General features: G+C 40.8%; 6 protein-coding genes. All 6 read left to right on the forward strand.

All coding sequences use genetic code 11. From position 1 onward, the window contains the following. The first annotated feature begins 640 nt into the window (after positions 1-640). The 6 genes from AB1A65_RS09185 (at position 641) to AB1A65_RS09210 (ending at position 13,162) form a co-directional block, all read left to right on the forward strand. Complete coding sequence (locus tag AB1A65_RS09185) at positions 641-1,834, forward strand: multiheme c-type cytochrome (protein WP_366588114.1); 1,194 nt, start codon at positions 641-643, stop codon at positions 1,832-1,834. Between the two features lie 162 nt (positions 1,835-1,996). Beyond that, positions 1,997-3,718: a GMC family oxidoreductase gene (locus tag AB1A65_RS09190; RefSeq protein ID WP_366588116.1), complete on the forward strand. Its 1,722-nt coding sequence runs from the start codon at positions 1,997-1,999 to the stop codon at positions 3,716-3,718. A 3-nt stretch (positions 3,719-3,721) separates the two neighbouring features. Beyond that, positions 3,722-4,429, forward strand: coding sequence for a gluconate 2-dehydrogenase subunit 3 family protein (locus AB1A65_RS09195; protein WP_366588119.1), 708 nt, complete (start codon positions 3,722-3,724; stop codon positions 4,427-4,429). 237 nt (positions 4,430-4,666) lie between these two features. Continuing rightward, complete coding sequence (locus AB1A65_RS09200) at positions 4,667-7,903, forward strand: TonB-dependent receptor (RefSeq protein ID WP_366588121.1); 3,237 nt, start codon at positions 4,667-4,669, stop codon at positions 7,901-7,903. 23 nt (positions 7,904-7,926) lie between these two features. After that, positions 7,927-9,681: a RagB/SusD family nutrient uptake outer membrane protein gene (locus tag AB1A65_RS09205; protein ID WP_366588124.1), complete on the forward strand. Its 1,755-nt coding sequence runs from the start codon at positions 7,927-7,929 to the stop codon at positions 9,679-9,681. 142 nt (positions 9,682-9,823) lie between these two features. Continuing rightward, the gene (locus AB1A65_RS09210) at positions 9,824-13,162 is read left to right on the forward strand and encodes a VCBS repeat-containing protein (RefSeq protein ID WP_366588126.1); all 3,339 of its coding nucleotides are present in this window, start codon (positions 9,824-9,826) and stop codon (positions 13,160-13,162) included. The last annotated feature ends 319 nt before the right edge of the window (positions 13,163-13,481 follow it).

A 13,481-nucleotide genomic window follows, 5' to 3' on the forward strand; every position in this document is an offset into this window, starting at 1 on the left:
TTCTAAATATGAAAGAAGTTTTAAGGGAGCTACTAACAATGAAACCATATTATAGGATTCTGTGCATCATAGAAGAGCTTTGGTAGATAATGGATTATCTCAAAATCAGTAAACACCAACAGAGCCTAACAATCTTTTTTAACATATAAGGAGTCTGCTGGCGAATTTTATGCATACTAATCACAGGTATAGACCAGGATGCGATAATTCGCTACAAATATGTTTACATCGTAAACTAAAGATGTATGGTGTCTCTTCGGTCTAAGCGGAAATGAGTTTAATTGAATCTCTTTTAATCCTTTAAAGTAACATGGAACCGACTAGACAATGAAAACTTTAAATATTTGGCTGGCAAAATCTTTTTTATGAGGAAAGCTTTGGTCATGAATACCATCCTGTCAATCATGGAAAGTTAAAAAAGAGCAAGTCAATTGACCAATACTATCTTAGGGCATTGTATTTGGCATAGCTCTGATTTCTGTGTTTGAAATTTGATTGTTCAAATATTTAAAATAGCTTTAAGCCCCGTATTTTGTTTTATTACTAAGAATCCTTTTCTTAAGTAATTCTTAATCAGACTATTGAATTTTTACATGTGTTTTCGAAACTAAGAAAAAAAGACTTCATACTATTTTTGGCAATGGCCCTTACCATTGCCTTCATAATCTTAGTTTTTCAGGATAAAGAAGAGTACCAGACAGTTCCAGAACCAATGCCCGTACATTACAATGGAGAGCAGTTTGCTGGATCGGCATCTTGTATACCTTGTCATCAAGATATCTACCAGAGTCATCTAAAAACGGCCCATTTCAACACATCAGCCATTGCTGACGGAGAAACTCTTGAGGGGCATTTTAACCAGTCATCCAACAAGGTAGAGTTGCTAGATGGAACGGTACATACCTATTTTGATGAGAACGGGTATTTTCAAGCAATAAAATCTAAAACCAACGGCGAAGTAATTGATGTTTCCAAAATAGATGTAGTAATTGGTTCTGGGGTAAAGGGGCAATCCCATTTGAATTTCAGTGGTGACTCGCTTTTTCAGTTGCAGGCGTCATATTTCACCTTATCAGATAGTTGGATAAACAGCCCGGGCTTTCCCAATCATAGATATAAGAGACCGGTAAATGACAATTGTATTAAATGTCACACCACATTTGCCCAAAATAAGGACAGAAAGGGTAATTCCAATTTATATGAAAGGGAATCCTTTATGTACGGCATAGATTGTGAACGCTGTCACGGCCCATTAAAGAAACATGTAGCATACAGAAATGGAAATTTAGGAGAACTGAAATCTGACGTGGTCATTAAAATTGATACTTTGTCGCGACAATTAAAAATGGATGTTTGTGTGCAATGCCATTCAGGACTACGTTCAATACAGATAAAGGATAACCCTTTTTCCTATGTGGTTGGGGAACAACTGGACACATACGCGAGAAACTATCGTTTTGGAAGGCCAGAGTCTAAACTTGATGTGCATGGTAACCAATATGGCTTGTTAAAAAGCAGCCAGTGCTTTAAAAATTCTGAGACCATGAGTTGTACTACATGCCATGACCCCCACAAAAATCAAAGGGGAAAGACAGAGCATTTTAACTCTAAATGTATTGAATGCCATGCTTCTCCGAAGGACTTGCACAATACTGCAAATCTTACTTCCCAAAATCTGGATAATTGCATAAGTTGCCATATGCCCCTTTTTCCGTCCCAAACGATGAAAGTAAAATTGGATGCAGACAGTGCAGAGACTTCAATTAAAATTAGGACACATTTAATCGGCGTATATGTAGACGGGATATTGCAGAATACGAAAACTAGTCCATAAAAACACTAGCCTACTTTAGGAATTAAATAATCCATTACTTTTTCATTCATACCTCTACAATTTTATAAAATTCTTGAATTTGAGTGCACTTTGTTATTGAATTGACAAGTCTTTTTTGTGTTAATGGTACATTTCCTCAAATCATTAATCAAAAAGTTTACTATGCAAATCAAAGAGGCACCAGAATTATATGATGTAATTATTGTTGGTTCTGGAGCAGGAGGTGGTATGGCCACCAAACAGTTGGCAGATGCTGGTTTCAACGTTGCCGTTGTAGAGGCGGGACCATTTTTTGATCCGGCCGACCCTAAAACCATGACCCAGTTAAAATGGCCGTATGAATCCCCAAATAGAGGAGCGGGCACCACAAGACCATTTGGAGGCTGGGATATGGCTTACGGTGGTTGGAAAATTGAAGGTGAGCCGTATACGCACGAGCCTGGGACAAAATTCGATTGGTTTCGTTCGCATATGTTGGGAGGACGAACAAATCATTGGGGCAGAATATCGCTTCGGTTTGGCCCTAAGGATTTTAAAGGAAAAACCCGCGATGGATATGGGGAAGACTGGCCTATCGGGTACGAGGATGTGAAGCCCTATTATGATAAGGTGGATAAGCTCATTGGTGTTTACGGAACCAACGAAGGCTTGGAAAATGACCCAGATGGTTTTTTTCTGCCCCCTCCCAAACCAAGGCTCCATGAACTCTTTTACATACAGGGGGCCAAAAAATCGGGAGTGCCGGTCATACCTGGTCGTCTTTCCATGCTTACGAAACGCATAAATAAAGAAAGAGGCATATGCTTTTATTGTGGACAGTGTTCAAGATCTTGTTCGGTATATGCCGATTTTTCATCTGGAAGCTGTTTAATATTCCCTGCGCAAAAAAATGGGGGTAAAATTAAACTGTTTGTCAATTCGGTGGTCCGTGAGGTAACCACCAATGAGGAAGGCAAGGCCACAGGAGTATCTTATATCAGTAAAGATGATAGAAAGGAGTATAAGCTCCGTGGAAAAGTGGTTGTACTTGCAGCTTCGGCCTGTAGTTCTGCCCGTATATTGCTGAATTCCAAAAGTAAACAACATCCAAACGGATTGGGCAATAGTAGTGACCATGTGGGCAAGTATTTGCATGACTCCACAGGAGCTAGTCGTTCAGCCTTCATTCCGGGGCTAATGAACCGCAAAGTTTCTTATAACGAGGACGGCACAGGAGGGATGCATGTCTACTCCCCTTGGTGGGGAGACAATAGTAAGTTGGATTTTCCTCGTGGGTACCACATTGAAATAGGTGGAGGCATGCGGCAACCCAACTATGGTTTTGGTTTTAATACCAACGAATTCAATAAGTTTTTCGGTCTCAATGTTGGTGGCTACGGTGATGTTCTTCGTGATGATGTAAAAAAATATTATGGCTCAGTGATACATATGGCAGGGCGTGGTGAGGGTATTGCCCGAAAAGAAAACTACTGTGAGATAGATACTAGTACCGTTGACCAATTTGGAATACCAGTGCTAAAGTTCAATTACAAATGGTCTGATTTGGAGGTAAAACAGGCCAAGCACATGCAGGATACTTTTGAGGAAATCATTCATAATATGGGAGGTGAACCTCTCGGTGACAAGCCTACTGCCAACATTGATTTTGGTTTGCTTGCGCCAGGTAGAATTATCCATGAGGTAGGTACTACGCGCATGGGCAATGACTCCAAAACCTCGGTGACGAACAAATTCAACCAATTGCACGATGTGGACAATGTATTTATTGTAGATGCAGGGCCTTTTACATCACAGGCCGACAAAAACTGTACATGGACCATTTTGGCGTTGTCATGGCGAGCATCAGATTATATCATTGAACAGTTAAAGCAACAAAATTTATAATAGATGGATAGAAGAAAAAGTATACAGACCATCATTTTAGGTGCAGGAGCATCTGCCATGGCATTCCATGGTTGTAAACCCGACACCGATTTGGACATTCCCAAGAAAGCGGATGTTGCCCACTTCGGAAGGACCCCAGAAGAGTTGGAACGCATTGAAAAGCTAAATAGTGAGCAGTTTTTCAACGAACATGAGTTGGAGACCATAGCAGTTTTAAGTACCATCATTCTACCTCCAAAAGAGCCCCATGGTGGCCCAATAGAGGCCAAAGTGCCAGAGTTCATCGAATTTATGGCCAAGGACATTCCAGAATTACAGCTTACGCTAAAAGGGGGGCTCATGTGGCTGGACCATAAATGCAATACGCTATTTAATAAAGAATTTAAGGCTGCTTCAATAGAGCAGCAAAAACAAATTTTAGACACCATAGCCTTTCATGATATTGATATTCCTTTGGATGAACAACCTTTGGAAATTCAATTTTTTGCCCTTATGCGCAATTTAACGGTAACTGGATATTATACCTCAAAAGTTGGTATAGCCGACTTGGGCTATAAGGGGAATCAACCCAATATTTGGGATGGTGTTCCACAAGAAGTTTTGGACCAACATGGTATGGAATATGACCCTGAATGGATCGCAAAATGTATTGACCAAAGTACCCGAAATGAAATTGCTGTATGGGATGAAAACGGAAATCTCATCACATAAAACCATTGGTTTTGGATTTTTTTCAAAAACCCATGAGGTTTTGTTTTTAAGACAAAAATTTACAAATGCATAAAATTTTATCTCTTTTATTATAAAATTCATGAATTTGAAGGCGTATAATGGCGTATATCTCACCAAGTAAGGCCTTTAAAAATTAAGTTTACTTCACTTAAATTAATTCTTCATCGTAGTTGATGAGAACAAAACTAATTAACTAAACCAACCTAAAATTTAATTATGAAAAAACCTTTTTTCAAGACAATTACTTTTTTGGCAGCTGTACTTTGTATGGGTCTTGCACATGCCCAAACCCAAACTATTACGGGTACGGTGTCTGATGAGACAGGACCCTTGCCAGGGGCCAACGTAGTGGTAAAGGGAACAGTAACTGGAACCCAAACCGATTTTGATGGTAAGTACAGCATTGAGGCCGATAGTGATGCTACCCTGGTAATAAGTTACATAGGGTACAGGACAACAGAAGTTGCCGTAAATGGGCAGACCACAATCGATGTAACCATGGAAGAAGATGCAAATCGATTGGATGAGATTGTTGTAACAGGATATGGTTCGCAGGCCAAAAAAGATTTAACAGGTGCTGTAACCGTAGTGGACACCGAAGAGATGCAGTCCGTGCCTGCCACAACTTTTTCACAACAATTGCAAGGTAGGGCCGCAGGGGTTACCATTGTCAATGATGCTAAACCCGGCGGTGGAGCAACTGTCCGTATTCGTGGTTTTGGTACATTGGGCAATAACGATCCCCTGTACATTATTGATGGTGTTCCGTCGCAGCAGCAATCCAACCTAAATCCTAACGATATTGAGTCGTTGCAGGTATTAAAAGATGCTTCTTCCGCCTCCATATATGGGTCTAGGGCGGCAAATGGGGTTATTATCATTACCACTAAAAAAGGTAAAGTAGGCAAACCCACTATAGAATATAGCACATACTATGGTATCCAGTCTCCTGCTAATGACGTGGAGGCTTTGAATGCCAGGGAGTTGGGCAACTATTTGTATCTGGCGGATTTATATGCCGGAAAAACACCTAGTCATGGCCAGTATACATTTGGTCCTAATGGCGAAGTAACCATACCAGATTATGTGTTTCCGAGCGGTGCCAATGAAGGTGACCCAGGTGTAGATCCAGACCTATATGCCTTGGAAGAAGGCAATATTTACGCAATTACACGTTCAGCCGATACCGATTGGTGGCAAGAGATATCCAGGTCGGCTCCAATTTTAAATCACAATATATCGGCTTCTGGAGCAACTGAGAATGCACGATACGCTTTTACCCTTGGATATTTCTCCCAAAATAGTATCATTAAATTCTTTAGCTATGACCGGGTATCGCTAAGGGCCAATACGGAGTTTAAAGCTTTGAACAAAAAATTGACCATTGGCGAAAACTTCACAGCTTCTTTTGATAATCTTAAAGGGTTTGTTTCCAATAATGATGAGCAAAGTCCTGTTTCCGGGGCATACAAACACCATCCGCTGCTGCCCATTTATGATATAGCAGGAAACTTTGCTGGAAGTAGAGGTGCCAATTTGGGAAATAACTTTAACCCGTATGCAAGATTACAAAGGGACAAGGATGATAGAAGATATGGTTTGCGCCTTTTGGGAAATGCCTATGTAAACTATGAGCTATTGCCAAATCTAGAGGTACGTTCCAGTTTTGGTGTTGATGCCCGTGTGCAAAGGGAAAGGGATTTAGGACGTCCACAACCAGAATATGTTGAGGGTAACTTTATCAATAGTTCAACCGCTAGGGAACAATATGAATACCAATGGACATGGACAAACACCTTGACGTATGCAAAAACTTTAAATGAAATACATAATTTTAAGGCATACGTTGGTGTAGAATCAATTCAACAGTTTGAAGAGCGGCTAGAGGCAAGCAGACAAAGATTTGCTTTTGAAACCACCAATATCCTTAGTTATTTAGATTTAGGTGATGCTACTACCTCTACCAATAGAGGTTTTGTTTGGCAAGATTATTCATTGTGGTCTCAGTTTGGTCAATTAAACTATGACTATGATGGTAAATATTTGGCCCAGGTAATTTTAAGGAACGATTCCTCCTCTAGGTTTCAACAAGCATCGAGAAGTGCCTTTTTTCCAGCCTTTAGTGCGGGTTGGAGGGTCTCTGAAGAAAACTTCATGGATAGTGTTACTTGGATAGACGATTTAAAACTTCGATACGGTTGGGGTAAAACAGGTAACCAGCAAATTGGGGACTACAATGCCTACACTACATATCGCTCCGATATTATTACAGCAGGCTACCCCATTGATGGATCTACTGGATCGCCCAGAATCGGTTTTTCGCCACGAGCTTTTGGTAACCCCAATGCCAAGTGGGAGGCGACCACTTCAAACAACCTTGGTTTGGACTTGGTGATGTTGGACAATAAGCTGTCCGTTAACTTGGATTTGTGGAAAAGAGTTACCTCAGACATGCTTATCAACGTTCCGGTAACCTATACCGCAGGGCAAGCAGATGAACCTGCTTTTAACGTAGGGCAAATGACGAACAAAGGTGTTGATCTAGGAATTAGCTACGGCGACAGAAAAGGAGATTTCTCCTATGAGGTAAGCGCCAACGTTTCTACTTATAAAAACAATGTTGATCAACTGGAAGGTGAAAGCACAAGGATTTTTGGTGAAAGTAGAAGAATTCCGGCCCTGTCCATTACAGAAGCTGGCTTGCCATTGTCCTCTTTCTATGGCTTTAAGGTACTCGGAATTTTCCAGTCACAAGCCGAAGCTGATGCTTGGGCGCCCTATGGCGATTATAATGCCCCAGGAAAATTTAGAATGGCCGATGTGAACAATGATGGGGTGATAAATGATGATGACCGCACAGTTATTGGAACCCCACATCCAGATTTCACATATGGGATAAATGTTAATTTGAGTTATAAAAATCTGGACTTGAATATATTTGGAAATGGCTCCCAAGGAAACGATGTCTTCAACTACGTGCGATATTTTGCGGACTTCAATACCTTTCAGGGGAACAGAAGTAGAAGAGCGCTATATGATGCATGGCAGCCTACAAACCCCACTGCTGATCCAAGTACTTGGGTAGCTGCCAATCCTAACGCTACTTCACCTATTATGGATGCTAACGATCAAATTAGTAGTAGACCTTCTTCTTATCTTATTGAAGATGGCAGTTTTTTCAGGATTAAGAACATTCAATTGACGTATAATTTCCCTGATAAGATTTTATCCTCAATTGGTCTCTCCAGAGCTCAACTCTATGTCCAAGGTCAAAACATGTTCACCTTTACCAAATACTCCGGGCTTAACCCAGAAGTTCAATTGGTAAGTGCCGATGATGCAAGGTCAATAGACAGGGATGACTCTAGAAGAAACCTAACCCTTGGTTATGATGGTGGTGCCCAACCTGTGGCAAAAACAGTGATTTTAGGACTGAATGTTACTTTTAAATAATGAAAAATTTAATGTTTATACAGATGAAAAAGATAATCTCAATATTTTTTGTAATGCTCGGCTCACTTGTTTTGATGCTGAGCTGCAAAGACGATTTTTTGGACAGACAACCAGAAGGGCAGTTTAGTGAAGGAGACGTCGCTACCCTTGATGGTGTAAACGGACTTTTGCTAGGGGCCTATACCATGGTTCCTGGTGGAGGACTTACAGGTCAGACATGGCACAATGATATTCATAACTGGGTGTTTAATTTAGCTTCGGATGATGCTTTAAAAGGAACTGATGCGGGTGATCAACCGGAGCAGTCTTTTATAGAAGCGTATGACTTTCAATCATTCAATGTGCACATTAGAGATAAGTGGCGGGGACTTTACAAAGGAGTTGCAGCTACCAATAACGTAATTACCACGTTGGAAAAGGTTGAAGATGCTACTGATGAACAAAAACAACAGATAATTGCAGAAGCCCGTTTCTTAAGAGGACTGTTTCATTTTGAAGCAAGGAAAATGTGGAGAATGCCAACCTATATCAATGATGAAGCCTTTGATTTGAACGACCTTGAAAGTACAAAGGTGCCCAATGATGTGGAAATATGGCCATTTATCGAAGCGGATTTTGAAGCTGCTGCAGCCGTGTTACCTGAAAGTCAAGGTGATGTGGGAAGGCCTACTAGATGGGCAGCTATGGCTTTCTTGGCCAAGGCCAAAATGTATCAAGGTTGGAATTCAGATGGATCCGCCAACACTGCTAAATTGCAAGAGGCCAAAACCATTTTAGATGATATTCTGGACAATGGTCCTTTCTCGTTGGTTGACAATTTTCAAGATAACTTTTTGGTGGCCACAAGAAACAATTCAGAATCCATATTTGAGGTTCAATATGCCATCAATAGTGCATCAGGAGATGCAGCAAATAGGGGGATAGGTCTTGCACATCCTTACACCGACCCTTGGGGATGCTGTGGATTCTATCAAGTTTCCCAAAACTTGGTAAATGCATACAAGACTGAATCAGGGCTTCCAATGTTGGACACTTTTGATAATGAAGATGTGCCCGCAACTGTTGATGAAACCACAACCCTTTCTGACTATGCGGGTCCTCTAGATCCACGAATAGACCACACCGTTGGTAGGCCTGGTATCCTTTACAAAGGCTTTAAAATTTACCAGACAGATTTTGTTCGTGATCTTACCTACGCCGGTCCATTTTTCAGTATGAAACATGTGGCCGAACCAGAGGCATTTGGTCAAGGGGGATGGGGTAATCTTTCTGCCAACAATTATAGAATAATGCGATTGGACATGATTATTCTTTGGCTTGCAGAAGCCGAAGTTGAACTTGGAGACCTTGAAAGAGCGCGCGAGTTGGTAAACATGATCAGAACTAGAGCAGCGAACCCAGAAGGTTTTGTGCCTTTGGCCACACAGGGAGAAGAGCGTAATGACTTTACCATTGTTGATGGCCAATATGCAGCGAATTACGAAATAAGCACCTATGACACGCCTTGGACCGATCAAGATTTGGCCCGTGATGCCGTACGCTTTGAAAGTAGATTGGAGTTTGCAATGGAAGGCCACCGCTTCTTTGATCTTCAGCGTTGGGGAGTAGCAGCTGAAGTGTTAAATGCCTACATTCAGAGTGAGTCGGAACACAGGACATACTTGCAGGGCAGTAGCTTTGAGGAGAACAAAAACGAGTTTTTCCCGATTCCAATAGAGGCCATAGATAGGTCTGCATTGGATGGACAGCCAACCCTTACCCAGGATCCGGCTTATTAGAATGAATTGTTATTTTAGAAACTAAAACCCGGAAGGCCTTGATAAAAAATCAAGGCCTTTTAGGGTATTTCATCATTCAGGGTAGCGGGGCTAAATCATACTAAGAAATACCCTGTTGGCTAAATGAATAATCCAGTTTCCCATGAGAAAGATTTTTACGCTTATATGCATCGGTGTCCTATTCGTTTCATGTAAAAAAGATGATTCGGCCTTGTTTAGGCAAGTACCTGCTAAAAGGACAGGAATAGGCTTTAACAATAAAATCGTTGAGACCGATAGCTTCAATATCCTCACCAACGAATATATTTTTAATGGTGGGGGAGTGGCCATCGGAGATTTCAACAACGATGGTAAGAGCGATATTTTTTTCACGGGAAATCAAGTAGCAAACAAACTGTACTTGAACCAAGGCGATTTTAGATTCAAGGATGTTGGCCAAGAATCCGGTATCGAGGCAAGCGAGCATTGGTGTACTGGGGTTGCGGTGGTTGATGTTAATTTGGATGGTTGGCTGGATATTTATGTTTGCACCGCAATGAAAAATGAGAGCGAACTGACCAAAAATTTGCTTTTTGTACATCAGGGCCTCAACAAAAATGGAGTGCCCATATTTCGTGAAATGGCGGGCAAATATGGCATTGATGACGCTAGGAACAGCATGAATGCCACCTTCTTTGATTATGATAAAGATGGGCTTTTGGATTTATATGTGCTCAACAACCAACAAGTGCATACGCTTCCCACAAACTACCGCCCAAAAATAAATGATGGCTCAGCCATAAGCAATGATAGATTGTATCACAATAACGGGGACGGAACTTTTACCGATGTGACCATTGAAGCTGGTATTGTATATGAAGGTTTTGGCTTGGGATTGGCCATATCGGATATTAATTATGATGGCTGGCCGGACATTCATGTGAGTAACGACTACTTAACCAATAATTTGCTCTACATCAATAATGGAGATGGAACATTCACCAACAATATTGAAGATTATATAAAGCACCAAAGCAAGTTCTCCATGGGGTCCGATATTGCTGATTATGACAATGATGGTCTGTTGGATATTATCACCCTTGATATGTTGGGCGAGACCAACCAACGAATGAAAACCACAATTGGGAATACCAACTACCTCGAATATATTCTTAACGAGCGATACGATTACCAATATCAATATATGCGCAACATGCTGCACAAAGGCGCGGGGCCCGAAGGAAATTTTAGTGAAGTCGGCCTAATGGCCGGAATATCAAAAACGGACTGGAGTTGGTCCCCACTTTTAATTGATGTGGATAATGACGGATTTAGGGATCTATTGGTAACCAACGGATTTCCTAGGGATGTTACGGACAGGGATTTTGGAGATTTTAGATTGGGAGCCTCATCATTTCTGAGCCCTAAACAGATTTTAGATTCCATTCCAGTGGTCAAAATCCCCAACTATGCCTATAAAAATAAAGGGGATTGGACCTTTGAGGAAGTAGGGGATGAATGGGGACTAAATATTCCTTCTTTTTCCAATGGGGCGGCATACGCCGATTTGGACGGAGACGGAGACCTGGATTATTTGGTGAACAACATTAATGAGGAGGCGTTTATTTTCGAAAACCGCTCTGAATTAACAAAATACAAGAATGCAAACTACCTGCGCATTCAATTAAAGGGTGATGCCAAAAACCCCTTGGCCATCGGCACAAAAGTTCTGATCCGTTATGGCGAAAAACAAGCACAATACTATCAGCACTATCTTACTAGGGGCTATATGTCCTCGGTTGATCCTACAATTCACTTTGGTGTGGGATCGCATAGCACTATTTCTGACATTGAAATTCAGTGGCCAGATGGAAATTATAGCAAATTGAAGAACGTTCCATCCAATCAAGTGGTACATATTGATTATAGTGCCAGCAAAGCAATGGATGATCCTCATTCAGGGAAGTTGAAATTAAATCCAAGGCAAGAAATAGTAACTGAGATTTCAAGCGAGTTGGGAATCAATTTCAAACACAAGGAACAAGATTTTGTGGACTTCAGTTCGCAACAACGAACCCTTCCCCACAAATTGACCCAAAATGGACCTTGTCTTGTGGTTGGGGACATCAACGGAGATTCATTGGAGGATGTCATTATTGGAAGCTCTGCGGGGTATTCTCCCACTTTACTTCTCCAAGATGCTCATGGAAACTTTACAGAAAGTGCAATGTTCACCAATGCAACGGATATGGGCTATGAGGAAGAAGGAATGGAACTGTTCGATATTGACAATGATGGGGATTTAGATCTTTATATGGTTTCCGGTAGCAATGAATTTGCTGCTGATAGTGAATTCTATACAGATCGGATTTTAATAAATGATGGAAAAGGAAATTTTGCCCATGACCAAAGTCGCATTCCAGCAATACATGCTAGTGGATCGGTTGTTAAAGCCGCGGATTTTGATGGTGACGGATTTGTGGACTTATTTGTGGGAGGTAGAACCCCGGTAGGTAAATATCCATTGCCCGAAAGAAGCTTTTTATTAAAAAATTACAATGGCACATTAAAGGATGTTACGGACGAATATGCACCCGAGCTAAGAAATGTGGGAATGGTAACAGATGCCATTTGGGCAGATTATGATGGCGATCAATTGCAGGATTTGGTGGTTTTGGGAGAGTTTATGCCCATTAGTTTTTTCAAAAATCAACTGACCTTCTTCAGCAAAATTGAAGAAGCAGGAATTGAGTCCCATTTGGGTTGGTGGGAAGCTATTCGGGCCCGGGACATGGACGGTGATGGAGACCTTGATTTTGTAGCGGGCAATCTGGGCCGGAACAATTTTTACCAGCCATCTGCCGAAAGACCTGTGCACTTGGTGTCAAAAGATTTTGATAATAATGGGAGTCAAGACCCCATCTGTTTTGCATATTTTAAAGATAAAAATGGGGGCTATAAGCCTTATCCTGTAAATTTTTGGGGAGATATAAATGTGCAAAGTCCTATGTTCAGGGGCAAGTTTAATTACTTCAGGGAATATGCAGAAGCCAGTTTAAGTACAATGTTCAATGAAGATGAATTTGAGAATGCCCTGATACTGCAAGGGAATTATGATAAGAGTATTTATCTGGAGAATTTGGGCAACGGCAGATTTGCTATCCACCCCCTTCCCGTTGAAGCCCAATTGGCACCTTTGAAGGATTTGTTGTTGACCGATATTGATGGTGATGGAATTGATGACATTCTAGGTGTTGGCAATGATTTTGGCAATGAAATCTTTATTGGACGATATGATGCTTTAAACGGTATTTTCTTAAAAGGAGACGGAAAAGGTGGTTTTGAGTCCATAGAAACAACAAGAAGTGGGTTTCTAGTTCCAGGAGATGCAAAAGCAATGGCCCAGGTAAAAAATGCTGAGGGCAATAGCTTGTTCTTTGTAACACAGAACAAGGGAAAACTATTGGTTTTTAAAGGCAATAAAGTGTCCATAATACAATAGTGCCAAGGATTTATTTGAGTACAAAATCAAGAAAAACACAAAAATTCCACCTTTAAAATGAACAAGGCTTAAAATTCATGAATTTGAGTTTTGTTTTTTGTAATATGCCGCAATAGGTGTTAGAGATATGTTAAATTCATGGAAGTTAATTTTACAGCAAAGTTTTTACTTATCTCATAAGTTAAAGAATTGGATCGAGATCCGTAAAATTTTGAGTTAGTTGAATTTTGATTCATGTTAGTCTAAAAGCAATGTTGTCGTAATCCAACATTGCTTTTTCTTTGTAGGTATTATTGCTAATATTTGTAATAAACTTACT

Origin of the sequence: Allomuricauda sp. ANG21 (assembly GCF_040705235.1) — a bacterium.
In the GTDB taxonomy this organism is placed as follows: Bacteria; Bacteroidota; Bacteroidia; order Flavobacteriales; family Flavobacteriaceae; genus Flagellimonas; species Flagellimonas marina.